The following is a 16,191-nucleotide window of genomic DNA, read 5'->3' on the forward strand; positions in this document are numbered from 1 at the left end:
CGTCTGTATGAAATCGCCGTGGCCGCTCCGCCGACACCGCCGCGGAGCGCCTTGGAACGCCTCTGTGAGGACTTAGCCCTTCACGAACGCCAACAGGTCCGGGTTGAGCACCTGAGCGTGAGTGGTGAGCATGCCGTGCGGATAGCCGGCGTAGACCTTGAGGGTGCCGTTCTTGAGCAGCTTGATCGACTTCAGGGCCGCATCAGCGATCGGAACGATCTGGTCGTCGTCACCGTGCATGACCAGCGTGGGGACATCGATCGCCCTGAGGTCCTCCGTCTGGTCGGTTTCGGAGAAGGCTTTGATGCCGTCGTAATGCGCCTTGGCGCTGCCCATCATCCCCTGCCGCCACCAATTCTGCACCACGCCCTGGGAGACCTCGGCGCCCTCCCGGTTGAAGCCGTAGAACGGCCCGGCGGCGACATCGAGGAAGATCTGAGCCCGGTTGTTCGCGGTTCCCTCCCGAAACCCGTCGAACACCTCGATGGGAAGCCCCTCGGGGTTCGCCTCGGTCTTCAGCATCAGCGGCGGCACCGCGCTCACCAGCACCGCCTTGGCGACGCGGCCGCTCGGCTGCCCGTGCCTGGCGACATAACGTGCCACCTCCCCGCCTCCGGTCGAATGTCCGATGTGGACGGCGTTCCGCAGGTCGAGATGCTCTGCGACCGCGAAGGCGTCCGCGGCGTAGTGGTCCATGTCGTGGCCATCGCTGACCTGCGCGGAGCGTCCGTGACCGCGGCGATCGTGGGCGACGACGCGGTAGCCGTTGCTCAGAAAGAACAGCATCTGCGCATCCCAGTCGTCGCTCGAAAGCGGCCACCCGTGATGGAAGACGATCGGCTGGGCATCCTTCGGACCCCAGTCCTTGTAGAAGATTTCCACACCGTCCGAGGTGGTGACATAGGCCATCGTCATGGTTCCTTCTGCGGTCACTGTTTCTGTGGCTCCGGCCAGCCTCGGAAGGGCCAGGGAGGCGGCGAGCGCCGCCGCGCCGAGCTCCATCACGGTCCTGCGGGTGGGCAGGATCAGGCGGTCGTGCTCTCCTTCCCGGTTTGCCATGTCGGGCTCCCTCAGTGGCCTTCGGAGGCGCCGAACATCGTCTTGGCGTAGATGATGCCGAGGCCGTAGGAGCCGCCAAACTTCTTGGCGATGCCGGTGGTGAGGTCGTAGGTTTCAGATCTTGCCCAGTCGCGCTGGAGCTCCAGCAGATACTGGAGAGAGGTCATGGGGACGGCTCCGGCTTCGACCATGCGCGTCACGGCGCGTTCATGGGCCTCGCTGGAGACGTCACCGCAGGCGTCGGAGATGAAGTACACCTCGAAGCCCTGATCGAGGGCGGAAAGCGCCGGGCCGACGATGCACACCCCGGTCCAAAGCCCGGCGAGGACGATGCGGCCACGCCCGATCTCGTTGACCCTGGCGATCACGGGAGCATCCTCCCATGTGTTCATCGACGTGCGATCAAGCATCGCCTGACCGGGATAGGCGTCGACGATTTCCGAGAACATCGGCCCGGAGAAGCTCTTTTCCGCGACCGTGGTGAGGATCGTCGGAACCTTGAACCCGGATGCGCCATGCGCCACCAGGGCGGCGTTGTTGCGCAGCAGAACCGCGTCGATCGACTTGGTCGCGAAAGCCATCTGCGACTGGAAGTCGATCATGATCAGCGTATGGTTGGTCGGGTCCAGAAGCGTCTTGCTCGGGGTCGCGGTCGCGGTCGCCATCTTCCCTCCTTGCGCCCTTGCGGCAGCTCGCGCGGACGTGGCCCAGCGGCCGCGCCAGGGCGGATTGGTTTGATCGAACATGCTTGCCTGCGGACGGCTCGTGCTCGTCCAACCGGCTTCAACGTCGCGCTTGCGGTCCCGTCGAATGCCAAGACGTTAGCGGCCGCTTCCGGTCCGCCGCTATTGTGCGTTCGGATCGCCGAATTGTACCTTCCGGTAACCCGCCCGGTCGTTCCGCGCTTGGACGTTGTCTCTGCGCGAGGTCAGAGATCGGCGGCGCGATCCGCCATCCGGACAAGATCCGCAAAGCTGCGAGCTTGCAGCTTCTGCATGACCTGCGCTCGATGAACCTTGACCGTCACCTCGCTGAGCCCGAGCTGATGGGCGACCTGCTTGTTCATCAGCCCCGTCGCCAGGAGTTCCATGACTTCACGCTCCCGGGGGCTGAGGGCGCCAAGGCGTTCTCGGAATGCCGTAGAGGCCTGCTCCTGGTCGCGGCGTTCCCTCGACCGCTCGAGCCCGGCATTGACGGCATCGAGGATGTCCTGTTCCCGGAACGGCTTGGTCAGGAATTCCATCGCGCCGGCTTTCATGGCGGCGACGGACATCGGCACGTCACCATGTCCCGTGATGAAGATGATCGGCACGTCCGGTGCGCTGCGCGCCAATTCCCGCTGAAGCTCCAGTCCGCTCCGCCCCTTCAGCCGGACGTCTAGGATCAGGCAGGCGACCGAGGCGTCGATGGGAGTCCGCGAGAACGCCTCCACAGACGCGAAGGTACGGACGCTGTAACCCACCGAGGTCAGCAGGCTTTCCAGCGAAGAACGGATACCGGCATCGTCGTCGACCACGTAGATCGTCGCGTCGTCAGTCATCGGCTTGTCTCCCGGAGACCGCGGTGGCGGAGTTGGGGGCGGGAAGCGTCAGATGGAAGATGGCCCCCCGGGGCTTGTTCGACGAGAGCCATAGTCTTCCACCATGGGCCTCGGCGACGCTTCGGCAGAACATCAGCCCCATGCCCATGCCATCTGCCTTTGTGGAGAAAAACGGCTCGAAGACCCTGTCTGCAAGGGCGGCCGGAACGCCCGGGCCGTTGTCGGCGAAAGCGATTTCGACCTCCCCCGGCTCGCGGCGGCGCACGGATATCGTCAGGCGCCTGTCGGCCTCGTGCCCGCCGTCACGACCATCGGCAGCGTTCTCGATGAGGTTGATGCAGACCTGGAGGATTTGCAGGGCGTTGCAGTTCACCTCGATGCCCTCCGCCGGATAGACGCGCCTGATGTCGATCGGGCGGACCGACTCCGACTGGCAGTGCGAAACCGCGTCGTCGATCACGCGCCGAACGTCGACCGCGGCTCGTTCCTGCACTCCTTTCAGGAACATCGTCCGGATGCCGGAGACGACCTTGCCGGCCCGATGCCCATCGTCGACGATACGCGACAGGGCCGCCGCCGCTTGCGCCATGTCCGGGTTGTCGCGCTTGAGCCAGCGAAGCCCCGCATCCGCGTTCGTCACGATGCTGGAAAGCGGCTGGTTTATCTCGTGCGCGATCGAGGCCGAAAGCGCTTCCATCGCGGTCATCCGATTGCGCCGCGAGCGCAGATCGAGAGCCGCCGCTTCCGCGAGGCGAAGGTAGTTCCCGGCGGTCTCTGCCAGCAGCACCACGAGGATGATCGCCGCGGCAACCAGGCCGATGATCCGCCCCGACCACCAGCCGACGCTCAGTCGGACGCCCTCCGCCCAATAGGAAAGCAGGAGTATCTCCCCCAGCAACGAGAACAAGACCACCGCCATCCAGATATCGAGTGCCGAGTGCCGACGGCGAAGCAGCAGGAGGATGCCCAGGACATAGAGAGCGATCGTCATCGGCGGCACGTAATCCCACCCCCCGGCGGGAACCCGTTCGTCGGCCATCAGGGATGGCAGTCCGTCCGCTTTGTGCAACGCGATCCAGAGGCTGGCCGCGAGGCATGCCGTCACCGCCGCGAGGCTCCAGGCCATCCAACGGCGTGGAGAGGCGGCCTTCCGCTCGGGATTGCCGACTGCGAAACCCAAGACGGCCAGGGCAAATCCGATACGCCGGATCGCCGCGATCCATGCGGTCGCCTGAAGGTTATCGCCGGAACCCACGGCGTCGAAGATGCCGGGAAAGGTCAGCGCCCAAGGCGGCAGGAGGGCTCCGGAAAGGAGGTATCCGAAGCTGAGGAAAAGCAAGCCTATCGAACGCTGCACGCGGAAGGTCGCGAGCAGGAGTGTCGCCGTCGTGATCTCGATCACGCAGACGGCTCCCGCATAGGCAGGCAGAAAGCCTTCCGTTCCGGATGTCGGATGATTTGCGAGCGGCGCTGTGGCGCCAAGCACGACGATCAGCACGACGACAATGGCGAACATCAGCGTCAACTGCCCATGGGTGGGCAGGGACGTCGATACCAGGCGTTGCTCGGATCGCACCGACATCGATCGCCTCATACTGTCGTCACGCTAAGCAGCGGCACGGAACGCAAGAAGACCGAGTTCCAACCGCCTTTCCGCCAGTCATGATCGGGAAAACAGCGGGCTGTCTAGTGAATTGGCCACGGCAGGCATCGATCCGGAATGATGCCCCGCGATGAGCAGCGATATGCGACCTCGGAAAGGCTGACGCGGGGATGTTGGCCGCCGGGCTGTCGCAGTTGATGCGCGGACCCGATCGGCAATGAACGCCTGAAGTCTCGGAGATGCTGGACGGTCTGACCGCAGCACGGCGGCAGTTTGGAAAACAGATGCTTGATCCCGCTGCCGGCCACATGGCGAACAGCGATCTCGGCTCAACGCGTCATCAGCTTTCACGCATCCGGTTGGTCGAGGAAGACGTGCAGGGTTCGGATGAGCCCGCCGTCGACATGCGCGACGTCCGTACCCGTGACCGCAATCGGACCTCCAGCCGGGCCGGCCCGCCACTGCAGGCGGCCGACACCGTGGTGGCCGGATGCCGGCCTCAACGCCGTGAACACGAAATCCGGCGGCAGATGCAGCAAAAGGTCCGACACGGCCTGAGAGATCGCTGCGTGCCCCCGCACCGAGCGCTCGGGTTCGTGAAGCTCTGCATCCTCATGGTAGATGTTCCGTATCGCCGAGGTGCGCCGTGCGGGGTCGCGTTCGCCGAACACCAGCTCAAGGTTGGCCTGCATGAGTTTCTCGAAATCCATCCGTCTCTCCTTCGAGTAGCTCCGGGCGGCGCCATGGATGACGAGGCGGGAACCGCTCCGGGTCGCCTCGCCATCCCCTCTCCAATCAGCCCGCCGGGCTCGGAACCGGCGTGTTGAGCAGTTGCTGCTCCCACAGATAGGCGATGGCGCTGCCGCCAATGTGGTACTTGAGGGCGTCGTTCAGTTCGGTCGCGGTCTCGGCCCGGGCCCAATCGCGTTGCCATTCGGAAGCCAGGGCCAGCCAGGTCATCATGTTGATGCCAGCCGCGATCATGCGCTGGATCGCGACCTCGTGGGCCTCGAGCGACGTGCCGCCCGACGCATCGGTGATCACCGTCACGTCCCAGCCCTCCCCCGCTGCCTGGATTGCGGGCATAGCCACGCAGATCTCGGTCCACAGGCCGGCGATGATCAGCTGCTTGCGGCCCGTCGCCTTGACGGCATCGACGACCTTCGGATCCTCCCAGGTGTTGATGAAAGTCCGGTCGATCACCTCATTGTCGGGGAAGACCTCCGTGACATGCGGGAAGATGACGCCGCCGCGGGCGGCGACGACGCTGGTCAGGATCGTCGGAACGCCGAACACCTTTGCGACCTTGGCGAGCGCGGTCGTGTTGTTCACCACCATGTGCGGATCGTGGCTGTTCAGGTTCGCCAGCTGGTAGGGCTGATGGTCTATCAGGACCAGTACGGAATCCTCGGGGCGAAGAAGCGAGGCAAGTCCATTACGAAAAGTCATTCCGGTCTCCTGGATATCATGGGAAGCGCTCGTCGGCTGCGCGAAATTACTGGATGCTCCTGGGCGCTGCGGTGCAGGTCCTGCCCCCCTGGTGCCGTTCTTGCTCCCAATCGGGTTCGTCGCTGAGCGAAGACTTGAGTTCGTTCGGTTTCTTCGAAAGGCTGCGGCGGCAATCGCTGAACGGCCTTCGGAAACGGGTGACCGCCGGCCTGCCCCGGCGGAGTCGGAAACTGACACCTCCATCGGTGATGCGGTAGGACCTGATCCTGCCAAGCTGTGTCGCGAAACGGGGAACGCCGAATGGACACGGAAGACTTGCGGGCCTTCGTGGAAGTCGCCGACGCCGGGGGTGTTTCGGCTGCGGCCCGTCGGCTTGGTGTGTCCAAGTCGATCGTCAGCCGCAGGCTTGTCAGGCTTGAGGCGGAGCTCGGCGTTCAGCTTCTTGCGCGCACCACCCGCGGCGCGGCTCTCACTGAAGCCGGGGCTGCGTTTCGAGACCATGCGGCCAGAGTGAGTAGCGAGATCGATGCGGCCAGGGAAACCTTGCAGCCGGCCGGAGACCTCACGGGGCGCTTGCGGGTCGCGATGCCGCTGACCATCGGTCCAACGCATTTCGCCCCGGTGCTGGCGGAACTGGCGCGCCGTCATCCGAGGCTTCACATCCATTCCTCCTACAGCGACCGCTTCGTCGATCTGATCGCGGAGGGTTTCGACTGCGCAATCCGGGTCGGGTATCTGCAGGACTCCAGCCTCGTGACGAGGCGCGTCGGGGCGATCTACGGGAAGTTTCTCGCCAGCCCCGCCTATATCGAGGCGCATGGCGCACCCGAAGCGCCGGAGGAGATCGCCGGCCACCAGGCCCTGATGCAAGGCACCGAAACCTGGCAGTTCATGGATGGCGACAAGGTGGTCACCATCCACCCACAGGGGCGCTACAAGGCCGACAACGGCGTCGCGCTCGCGGCGGCGGCGGCCGCGGGACTGGGCGTCGCTTGGCTGCCCGATTGCGTCACCGATCCCTATGTCGCCTCGGGCGCGCTTGTGCCGATCATGACACGCTACCCGCCGCCTTCGGCGGGCGCCTATGTCGTCCGGCCGCCGGGGAACCATCCTTCGCGAAAGATACGGGTGCTGACCGAACTGCTGATCGAGTGCCTTGAGGAAGATCCGCGCCTCGCGGCTGTCGGGCGCTAGTCATGGACGGTCGCGCCGCCGTCCCGGTGTTCCGCTTTCTGCGACACAGCTTGGCGGATCGTGGGTCTAGCTGCCAGAGCGGCCGCCGATTAGCACGAGCCTTCGGTGGGATCAGGCGATCCGACAAGAGAGGACGACGCGCATGAGCTGGAACCCTGCAATCGAACCTGGTTGCCCCGACGAGGTCGGGGTCGACGCGATCGAGACCCTCATCGTCCCGCGCTCCCGCGACCTCGGCGGATTCGAGGTCCGGCGTGCCTTGCCAGCGCCGAAGCGCCAGATGGTCGGGCCGTTCATCTTCTTCGACCAGGCCGGACCGGCCGAGCTGCTGACCGGCCAGGGCGTCGACGTCCGACCGCATCCGCATATCGGCCTCGGCACGGTCACCTACCTGTTCAAGGGCGACTTCCATCACCGCGACAGCACCGGCGCTGACCAGATAATCAACCCCGGCGCCCTGAACTGGATGGTCGCCGGTCGCGGCGTCACCCATTCGGAGCGCACCTCGGCGACGGCGCGGACCGGTCCGAACAGCCTCTTCGGCATCCAGACCTGGCTGGCCCTGCCGGAGAGCCACGAGGATGTCGCGCCGAGCTTCGAGCATCACGGCAAGGAGACGCTGCCCGTCATCGAAGACCGCGGCGTCTCGGTTCGGCTCATTCTCGGAAACGCCTTCGGCGAGGTCGCGCCCGCGAAGATGCTCTCCGAGACGTTCTACGCCGACGTAAGACTTGAACCGGCAAGCCGGCTGCCGATGCCGGACAACCACGAAGACCGCGGCATCTACATCGTCGAAGGCTCGATCTCGGTCGCCGGACAGGAATTCGAGGCCGGACAGATGATGGTGTTCCGACCCGGTGACCGCATCACGGTGGCTGCCGGCGACCGGGGCGCCCGGATGATGATCCTCGGCGGCGCGACCTTCGACGGACCGCGCTTCATCTGGTGGAACTTCGTCGCCTCGTCGCAGGAGCGCATCGAACTCGCCAAGGCCGAGTGGCGCGCCGCGAACTGGGGCAAGGGACGCTTCGATCTGCCCGTCGACGACCGGAACGAGCATATCCCCCTTCCGGATTGAAGCTGCAGGGCCCGGCCAGGGCGCATTTCAGCCGTTGCCCGGCCGGAAGCTCGGGCAGGATTGCCTCACCGGCACCTCATCCGATCCGAAAGGAAAGCACTATGCCCGTTCACAAATTTGCTTTCGCCGACGCATCCCTGGAACGCTCGCCCGGACAGGACGGCGACATTTTTGCCGGCAATGTCCTCGATCAGCGGCACGGCGGGCCGGTGACGATCGGGTTCGGGCGCTACGGGCCGAACCAGATCCTGGAGGAGACCATGGCCGTTCACGACACGATGGTGATCCTCTCGGGTAACATCACAGTTTCCGACGCGCACGGAGCGGTGACGGCAGGTCCCGGTGAGATCATCGCCATGCAGAAGGGGGACAAGGTGACGATCCGCTCCCACGACGACGAGGTCGTGACCGCCTACGTCACCTACCCTCATTGGCAGCAGCCTGATGCCTGATTGCAGGACGGCCGTACCCTCGAGCAGACACAGGATGGAGACCGTGAGATGATGAACAAGTGGCCCGACCTCGATTACCTCAGCTGGCGCGAGACGTGTTCAGCGTTGCATCTCTACCTCCAGATCGCCGGCAAATACCGGCTCGCCCACACGCCATGGCTCAACCATTCGTGGAACGCGACCTTCTACGTCACGCCGAACGGTCTCGCCTCATCGCCCATTCCCGACGGCCCGGGCATCGAGATCCTGTTCGACCTGCGCGAGCACAAGGTCGTAGGGACCTGCGGCAACGGCCGCCGGGGAGCATTCGACCTCGGGCCGATGACGGTCGCGACATTCCATACCAGCTTCGTCAGCCTGATCACCGAACTCGGCGGCACGCCGACTTTCCACGGCTCGCCGAACGAGGTGCCGCACCCTGTCCCGTTCGCCGAGGATGATCGCGACCGGCCCTACGACCGCGAAGCCGTGCAGCGCTACCATCAGGCCCTGGTGGCGGCCGACAGGGTGTTCAACAGGTTCCGGACCTCCTTCCTCGGCAAGTCCAGCCCCGTCCACCTGTTCTGGGGCGCTCTCGACCTCGCCCTGACCCGGTTTTCCGGCCGGCGCGCGCCGCTGCATCCGGCCGGCATTCCTGCCCTCCCCGACGACGTGGCGCAGGAGGCCTATGACCGCGAGGTGTCCTCGGCGGGCTTCTGGCCGGGTGGCAACGGCATCGACTATCCGGCCTTCTACGCCTACGCGTATCCGGCGCCGGCCGGCTACCGGGCGGCGGCGGTCCGGCCCGATGCCGCATTCTGGCACGACGGCCTGTCGGAGTTCATGCTGCCCTACGAGGCGGTGCGGACGGCGGCCGATCCCGACGAGGCGCTGATGGCGTTCCTCGTCTCGACCTATGAGGCCGCCGCCGACCTGGGCGGCTGGGACCGCGACCTCCTCGAATGCGCGCACGGAGTGCCGCGGCAGGTCCGCCGGCCCGACGCCGAAACAGTCATGCCTGCGGCATCGACCGGCCACGAGACGGTCGAGCGGGAGGATGGCGCGTCGAAGGGACGCTACCGCCTCGTCGTCGACGGCGTGGAGGCAGAGATGACCTACAGCCGCGCCGGCGAAGGCCTGATCATCATCGACCACACGGAAGTGCCCGCGGCCCTGCGCGGCCGCAAGGTCGGCGAGCGACTGGTGCGCCAGGCGATCGAGGACGCCCGCCGCGACGGGATCACGATCATGCCGCTCTGCCCCTTCGCGAAGGCGCAGATCGGCCGCCACCCGGAATGGCAGGACGTGGTGCGCCGGTGAGGAGGGTGGCGGCGGATCGTGGCGCCGGTCGGCGCCACCTGATCGGCCGGCCCGCGGCTCCCGGGAACGTCGCCGGACGTAAAATCAGGACAACGATGGGCAGGTGCTCTGAAGGAGCCTGCCATCGATCGGATTTGATGAGGTGAGATCGTGACCGACACAATGAAGGCGGTCGTCCTGGAACGTTTCGGTAGCTACGATGCGTTCGCGCTGCGCGAGGTTCCCGTACCGGCTGTCGGACCGCGACAGGTGCGGGTGCGCGTCCACGCCACAGCCATCAATCCCCTGGACTATCAGATCCGCCGTGGCGACTATGTCGACTACGTGCCGCTCCCCGCGATCATCGGTCACGACGTTTCCGGCGTCGTGGAGGAAAAGGGGCCGGACGTGAGCGGGTTCGAGATCGGCGACGAGGTCTACTACACGCCCAAAATCTTCGGCGGCCCCGGCTCTTATGCGGAGCAGCATGTTGCCGATGTCGATCTGATCGCCCGCAAGCCGCGCAATATCAGCCATCTGGAGGCCGCCAGCCTGACGCTGGTCGGGGGCACGATCTGGGAAGCGCTGGTGACCCGCGCCCAGCTTGCCGTCCATGAAACGATCCTGATCCACGGTGGCGCCGGCGGTGTGGGCACCGTGGCGATCCAGCTTGCCAAGGCGATGGGCGCGCGGGTCATCACGACAGCGCGCTCCAGCAACCATGAATTCGTCCGTTCGCTGGGAGCGGACGAGGTCATCGACCACACCGCCGACGACTACGTCTCGTCCGTGGCGGACCTGACGCAGGGGCATGGGGTGGACGTCGTGTTCGATACGATCGGCGGCGACACCCTGACGAAAAGCCCGCTCGCGCTTGCGGATGCCGGACGGGTGGTCAGCATCGTCGACATCGCACAGCCGCAAAACCTGATCGAGGCGTGGGGCAAGAATGCCGCCTACCATTTCGTGTTCACCCGGCAGAACCGCGGCAAGCTCGACGCACTGACCAATCTCGTCGGACGCGGCCTGATCAAGCCGGTGATCGGCGCGGTGCTACCTCTGGCTCGCATCGGCGAAGCGCATGAATTGCTCGAAGCTGGAAGCTCCCGTGGGCTTCGAGGCAAGGTGGCGATCGACGTTGTGGGCCAGACCGTCGAGCTTCCCACGCAGCCGATCCTTGGATGAGATGGACCACCCCGCTTTTGCAATGTGGGAAGTTTTCTTACGAACCGGCCATAAGGAGACGTCGGGCTGAGGCCGGTCAGCCGCTCCGATCTTCGGCGTAGCCGCCGCCTGTCGGCGACGGCTCGCGATGCCGGCCTGCGGTTCAGACAGCTCTCGCTTCTGCCCGCCCCAAGGCGGTGATGAGCGCTTCTGCAGCCTCGGCGGACGAAGCCGGGTTCTGTCCGGTGATGAGTTGGCCGTCCACCACCGTGTGGACGCCCCAGTCCTTCACCTTGGAGTACACCGCGCCGAGGCTCACGAGTTCGTCCTCGACCAGGAACGGCACGACCTTCGACAGGCCGACCGCCTCTTCTTCGCTGTTGGTGAAGCCGGTCACGCGGCGGCCCTCGACGAAGGGCGTGCCGTCGGCATTCCTGACGCGATGAAGAACGCCCGGTGCGTGACAGACCAGCGCGATCGTCTTGCCGGCCGCGACGAAGGATTCGATCAGGCGGATCGAATTCTCGTCCTCTGCCAGATCCCACATCGGTCCGTGCCCGCCGGGATAGAACACCGTGTCGAAATCGGCCTGGTCGACGCCGTCGAGGCGTACGGTCGCAGCCAGCTGGGCATTGGCATCCTTATCGGCGGTGAAGCGCCGCGTCAGCTCGGTCTGGAACATCGGCTCGTCGCTCTTCGGATCGAGCGGCGGCTGGCCGCCCTTCGGCGAGGCAAGCGTGATCTCGGCGCCGGCGTCCTTGAAGACGTAGTAGGGCGCCGCGAGTTCCTCCAGCCAGAAGCCAGTCTTCTTGCCGGTATCACCGAGCCGGTCGTGGGACGTCAGTACCATGAGAATTTTCATCGTCGTCTCCTTTGATGATGCCGCGCCCTGATCGATCGTCGCCGCCCTCGGCAACGGCGATCAGCCCTGCATCGGCCTTTCGATGTCGGGAAGATGGGGCCAGATGAGACATTCAAGAAATTTACTTCTTGGATTTTAGATATTCATGCGAGCTATATCTTGATGAAGTACGATCTCAACCTGCTCCCCGTCTTCGTGGCCCTGATGCAGGAGCGGAGCGTCACGCGCGCCGCCAACCGCCTCGGCATGACCCAACCGGCGCTCTCGAACGCTCTGAACCGCCTGCGGGAGACGCTCCGCGATCCGCTGTTCATCCGCGAAAGATACGGGATTACACCGACGCAGCTTGCCGAGGCGATCTCCCCGGCGATCGAGGCCGCGCTGGCGCAGTTGGATGAGGTGATCGTCCATCAGCAGCAATTCGACCCGGCCAAGGCAGAGCGGTCGTTCCTGATCGCGCCCAACAGCTACGTGGAACTCGTCTTGATGCCGGTGCTCGTTGCACGGCTTCGGGCACAGGCTCCCGGCGTCAAGCTTCGCATGACGCCCTTCGGCAACGATATCGCCGAGACCGGTGTGGTCTCGGGTTCGACGGCGATGGCCTTGGGAAGGATCGTCGATCCGCCCGACAATCTCGTCGTTCAGCACCTGATGGACGACGGGCTTGCCTGCATCCTGCGCGCCGACCACCCGAACGTCGGTGAGAGCCTGACACGTGACCAGTTCGAAAGCCTGAAGCACGTCAACGTGCTGCCGCCCGGTCGCATCCGGGCTGGCCTCTTCCAGGCACTGGAGCAGCAAAAGCTGAAGCGGGAGGTCGCCGTTTCCGTCACGCATTTCCTCGCAGTTCCCGAGATGATCGCCGTCACCGACTACTGCGCGACGCTGCCCATGCTGATCTGCCGAGGCCTCCAACACGATCCACGCTTGAAGGTGCTCGAGCCTCCCGTCGATCTCGGGACCTTTCCCGTCGAGATGGCCTGGCATGTGCGCTATCGTCACGATCCGGCGCACAGTCGGCTCCGTGCCGTCGTCGTCGACGTGGCGCGATCGCTTCCGAAAGGATCCGGGGTTCGACCGTCGTCTCCGCAGCAGGCGACGGGCGGTTAGCCTCATCGCCCGGCCGCCGCAGCCTCGGCCCTCGGAAGGTCCGGGCGCCGCTTCGCCAAGGCGGAACTGGATGCCGTCAGCTGTCTGCCGATCGAGTATCCGGGCTGGTCGCTGAACGAGTCGCGCGACCGCAGCGCGTAGGCAGCAGGCCGGACCGGCGGCACGGCGAAGGGGCGGATGGATCATTACGACCAAGGCCGTCCTTTCGCGCGGCCGAGGGCGGCCCTGCGCGGAACGCTGTCGACGGACCGTCGGACGCGTGACCGTCTCCTCTGACGGCCGGCGACGGGGTCAGGGCCGCTCCTCCTTGAACTGCCGTCGCAGCAGCGGCGTCGCGTGGTCGATGAAGGCGCGCACGGCACTGCCGTCGGCACGCCGCGGCCGAAACACCAGGTGGACGGGGATCTCTTCCGGCTCGTATGGCTCGAGAAGCGCGACCAGGATCCCGTCGGCGATCTGGCGCTCGACCTGATAGGACAGGGGCCGCACGATGCCCAGACCGCGCTCCGCGGCGTCGATGGCGGCGCCCGCGCCGTTCAGCGCGAGGCGGCAGTTGACCCGCACCGAACGGACGCGGCGCCGGGTGCCGGCTTCGCGATAGCGCCAGAGTGCCTGCGTCCCGGCGTCGTTCAGCCCGATGCAGCGATGGTCCGCCAGATCCGGAGGACGGGCCGGCGAGCCATGTTCTGCCAGATAGGCCGGCGCGGCGCAGGTCAGTCTGCGTACCGCGCCCAGCCGGACCGCCGTCATCGCGGAGTCCGGCAGATGCGCCAGCCGGACCGCCACGTCGACGCCTTCCCCGACGAGGTCCACCACGCGGTTCAGCAGGAGCAGGCGAACCTGCGCTTCCCGATGGGCGGCGAGGAAGCTCTCGACGACCGGCATCACCCGCATCCGGCCGAACAGTTCGGGCCCGGTGATCACCACGCTGCCCCTGACGGCGGCATCCGGCGATGGCGCGTGAAGCTCGGCGAGATCGCCCAGCACCCGCCGGTAGGCCGCGAGATGACGAACTCCGGCCTCGCTCAGGGCAAGGCGGCGCGTCGAACGCTCGATGAGCTGTTCGCCGGCGGTGGCCTCCAAGCTTGCCACGGCCCTCGTCACCGACGCGGGGGAGCGCCCGAGCTTTCGGGCGGCGGCGGCCAGCGAGCCGCCATCCGTCACCGCGACGAAGATCGACATGGCTTCGAAGCGGTCCATCGACGTTTCCAATCCTGCAATCAGCCCTTGCAGGATAAGCGTATTATTCCGCAAAGCGAAACGCATTAGCTCTCCTTCAACCATGGAAGGATTGCGCGATGACCATACGCTACGGGTTCAAGCCGGTCGGCGACGTCGAGGTATTCTACCGCGAGGCGGGGCCGCGCGATGCGCCGGTGATCCTCCTGCTGCACGGCTTCCCGACCGCCAGCCACATGTTCCGCGACCTCATCCCGCTTCTCGCCGATCGCTTCCGGCTCGTCGCGCCGGACCTGCCCGGCTTCGGGCAGACCAAGGCGCCGCCGCGCGGCACCTTCGACTATACGTTCGACCGGTTGGCCGACGTCATCGACGGCTTCACCGAGGCGATGTCGCTCGATCGCTACGCGCTCTACATCTTCGACTACGGCGCGCCGGTTGGCCTGCGCCTGGCGCTGCGTCATCCCGAGCGGGTGGCGGCGATCGTCTCCCAGAACGGCAACGCTTATGTCGAGGGATTCAGCGACGAATGGGGGCCGTGGGAGGCCTATTGGCGCGAGCCGAGCCCCGCCAACCGCGAAGCCTGCCGGCCTTCGCTCGCACCGGACACGATCCGGCACTGGCAGTACGAGACAGGTGCCGACCCCGCGCTCCTGTCGCCCGACGGCTACGAACTCGACATCGCCTACATGGCGCGGCCGGGTGCCGAGGAGATCCAGCTCGACCTGATCCTCGACTATCGCAGCAACGTCGCGCTCTACCCGGCCTTCCAGGCCTATTTCCGCGAGCATCGTCCCCCGCTTCTGGCCGCATGGGGACGGCACGACCCGGCGTTCCTGCCCGCCGGCGCCCTCGCCTACCAGCGCGACCTGCCGGACGCGGAGATCCACCTGCTCGACGCCGGGCATTTCGCGCTCGAAACGCATGCCGAGGCGATCGCGGCGCTGATCGGGCCGTTCCTCGCGCGGGTGTCCGGCTTCCCCGACGGGTCGGCCTGAGAGTCGCGCCGAGGGGATCGGACCGCCCGCGAGCTCCGGCTTACTTTGCGGGCCGCGTCGAATCATATTTCATCCGCGGGAACGCCGGCCGCCGGAATGAGCACGCGGCGGCCGGCCGCTCCGACGTCGAACGCATGAAGCGGCTCGCCGCGATCGGAGCACCGTGAAGCCGACACGGAGGCAGGATGGAAAGGCAGGACCCGTGCGTGTCGTGAAGGTTGCCATCGCGGGCCTCGGCGGCGTCGGTCGCGCCACGGCGATGCTGCTTCTGTCGCGCCGCGAGCGCTATCGGAGCCTTTATGGATCCGATGTCCGCCTGGTCGCCGTCTGCGGCTCGCGGTCAGGACTGAGCGACCCGAAAGGACTCGAGCCGGACCGCCTGGACGCGCTGCAAGTGGGCCTGTCCGGCCCTGACTTCGTGGCGGACAGCGGCGCCGACATCCTGATCGAGGCAGGCCCCAGCGACTTCCGCACGGGAGGTCCGGCCCTTGCCTATATCCGCGCCGCCCTGTCCGACGGCCGGGACGCGATCATCATCTCGAAGGGTGCGCTGGTCCATAGCGGACCGGAACTGCGCGCCCTTGCCGAAGCCTCCGGCGCGCGCCTGAAGATCAGCGGCGCCACGGCCGGGGCGCTGCCGACGATCGACCTCATCGAGCACAGCCTGGCCGGCTGCACTGTGCTGCGGCTGGAAGGCATCCTGAACGCCACGACCAACTATCTGCTCGACGCCATGACGGCGCGCGGAATCGGGTTTGACGAGGCGTTGCGGGAAGCGCAGGCGGGAGGATTCGCCGAAAGCGATCCGCGCAACGACACGGAAGGATGGGATACCGCCAGCAAGCTCCTGATCCTCGCCAATTTCGGGCTCGGCCTCGATCTGGCGATGGACGACCTCGTGGTCGAGGGAATCCAGTCGGTGAAGGGAGAGCAGATTGCGGTGTGGCAGGCGGAGGGCCTCGTGCCCAAGCTTGTCGGCAGTCTCGTCCGCGACAATGGCGGGGTTCGGGCCGGCGTCGGCATCAGGACCTTTCCGCTTGCGGATCCGTTCGCGCAGGTGCGGGGGAAGAACAAGGCGATCCGCATCACCACCGACGCGATGGGCGAGACGATCGCCATCGGCTCCGGGACCGAACCCCTCGCCACCAGCGCGGCGGCACTGAAGGATCTCGAGCACATCCTGGCGGCACGATCCGCCTACCGGCCCTGACGCTTTCGGAGACAG

The 16,191-nt window shown here is 66.1% G+C and carries 16 protein-coding genes; 8 read left to right on the forward strand and 8 right to left on the reverse strand.

Annotated elements, in window-relative coordinates; all coding sequences use genetic code 11:
* Positions 1–72 precede the first annotated feature (72 nt).
* The 6 genes from LXB15_RS11445 to LXB15_RS11470 all read right to left on the reverse strand — a co-directional run bounded on the left by LXB15_RS11445 (position 73) and on the right by LXB15_RS11470 (position 5,651).
* Positions 73–1,002, reverse strand: a complete 930-nt coding sequence (locus tag LXB15_RS11445) for an alpha/beta fold hydrolase (protein WP_370640223.1) — start codon at positions 1,000–1,002, stop codon at positions 73–75.
* Between the two features lie 68 nt (positions 1,003–1,070).
* Positions 1,071–1,724 carry a hydrolase gene (locus LXB15_RS11450; RefSeq protein WP_183205786.1) on the reverse strand — a complete coding sequence of 218 codons (654 nt, stop codon included), beginning with the start codon at positions 1,722–1,724 and terminating at the stop codon, positions 1,071–1,073.
* 263 nt (positions 1,725–1,987) lie between these two features.
* Positions 1,988–2,599, reverse strand: coding sequence for a response regulator transcription factor (locus LXB15_RS11455; protein ID WP_233948583.1), 612 nt, complete (start codon positions 2,597–2,599; stop codon positions 1,988–1,990).
* Positions 2,592–4,181, reverse strand: coding sequence for an MASE4 domain-containing protein (locus LXB15_RS11460; RefSeq protein ID WP_233948584.1), 1,590 nt, complete (start codon positions 4,179–4,181; stop codon positions 2,592–2,594). The genes LXB15_RS11455 and LXB15_RS11460 overlap by 8 nt, the downstream gene beginning before the upstream one ends.
* 368 nt (positions 4,182–4,549) lie before the next feature.
* Positions 4,550–4,912, reverse strand: coding sequence for a nuclear transport factor 2 family protein (locus tag LXB15_RS11465; RefSeq protein ID WP_233948585.1), 363 nt, complete (start codon positions 4,910–4,912; stop codon positions 4,550–4,552).
* An 85-nt stretch (positions 4,913–4,997) separates the two neighbouring features.
* Positions 4,998–5,651, reverse strand: a complete 654-nt coding sequence (locus tag LXB15_RS11470; protein ID WP_233948586.1) for a hydrolase — start codon at positions 5,649–5,651, stop codon at positions 4,998–5,000.
* A 300-nt stretch (positions 5,652–5,951) separates the two neighbouring features.
* On the opposite strand from LXB15_RS11470, the gene LXB15_RS11475 reads away from it, so the two are divergent.
* From LXB15_RS11475 to LXB15_RS11495, 5 genes are all read left to right on the forward strand, one after another.
* Positions 5,952–6,845, forward strand: coding sequence for a LysR family transcriptional regulator (locus LXB15_RS11475; protein ID WP_233948587.1), 894 nt, complete (start codon positions 5,952–5,954; stop codon positions 6,843–6,845).
* Between the two features lie 142 nt (positions 6,846–6,987).
* Positions 6,988–7,923 carry a pirin family protein gene (locus LXB15_RS11480; RefSeq protein WP_233948588.1) on the forward strand — a complete coding sequence of 312 codons (936 nt, stop codon included), beginning with the start codon at positions 6,988–6,990 and terminating at the stop codon, positions 7,921–7,923.
* 101 nt (positions 7,924–8,024) lie between these two features.
* A complete protein-coding gene (locus tag LXB15_RS11485) occupies positions 8,025–8,375 on the forward strand; it encodes an ethanolamine utilization protein (protein WP_233948589.1) in 351 nt (116 codons plus the stop codon).
* Positions 8,376–8,423: 48 nt separating this feature from the next.
* Positions 8,424–9,674 (forward strand): DUF5996 family protein, encoded by a 1,251-nt coding sequence (locus LXB15_RS11490; RefSeq protein WP_233948590.1) that lies wholly within the window; start codon positions 8,424–8,426, stop codon positions 9,672–9,674.
* A 150-nt stretch (positions 9,675–9,824) separates the two neighbouring features.
* On the forward strand, positions 9,825–10,838 hold the full coding sequence (locus LXB15_RS11495; RefSeq protein WP_233948591.1) for a zinc-dependent alcohol dehydrogenase family protein: 1,014 nt from the start codon (positions 9,825–9,827) through the stop codon (positions 10,836–10,838).
* Between the two features lie 142 nt (positions 10,839–10,980).
* On the opposite strand, the gene LXB15_RS11500 is transcribed toward LXB15_RS11495, so the two are convergent.
* Entirely contained in the window at positions 10,981–11,679 is a 699-nt protein-coding gene (locus tag LXB15_RS11500) for a type 1 glutamine amidotransferase domain-containing protein (protein WP_233948592.1), read from the reverse strand.
* Positions 11,680–11,841: 162 nt separating this feature from the next.
* Between LXB15_RS11500 and LXB15_RS11505 the strand changes: the two genes are divergently transcribed.
* Positions 11,842–12,789 carry a LysR family transcriptional regulator gene (locus LXB15_RS11505; protein WP_233948593.1) on the forward strand — a complete coding sequence of 316 codons (948 nt, stop codon included), beginning with the start codon at positions 11,842–11,844 and terminating at the stop codon, positions 12,787–12,789.
* A gap of 291 nt (positions 12,790–13,080) precedes the next feature.
* Here LXB15_RS11505 and LXB15_RS11510 read toward each other — a convergent pair whose 3' ends face one another.
* Positions 13,081–13,989, reverse strand: a complete 909-nt coding sequence (locus LXB15_RS11510; protein WP_233948594.1) for a LysR family transcriptional regulator — start codon at positions 13,987–13,989, stop codon at positions 13,081–13,083.
* Between the two features lie 98 nt (positions 13,990–14,087).
* Here LXB15_RS11510 and LXB15_RS11515 point away from each other — a divergent pair, with 98 nt between their 5' ends.
* Complete coding sequence (locus LXB15_RS11515; RefSeq protein ID WP_233948595.1) at positions 14,088–14,966, forward strand: alpha/beta fold hydrolase; 879 nt, start codon at positions 14,088–14,090, stop codon at positions 14,964–14,966.
* Positions 14,967–15,168: 202 nt separating this feature from the next.
* The gene (locus LXB15_RS11520; RefSeq protein WP_233948596.1) at positions 15,169–16,176 is read left to right on the forward strand and encodes a homoserine dehydrogenase; all 1,008 of its coding nucleotides are present in this window, start codon (positions 15,169–15,171) and stop codon (positions 16,174–16,176) included.
* Positions 16,177–16,191: the final 15 nt, after the last annotated feature.

The organism is Aurantimonas sp. HBX-1 (assembly GCF_021391535.1).
In the GTDB taxonomy this organism is placed as follows: domain Bacteria; phylum Pseudomonadota; class Alphaproteobacteria; order Rhizobiales; family Rhizobiaceae; genus Aurantimonas.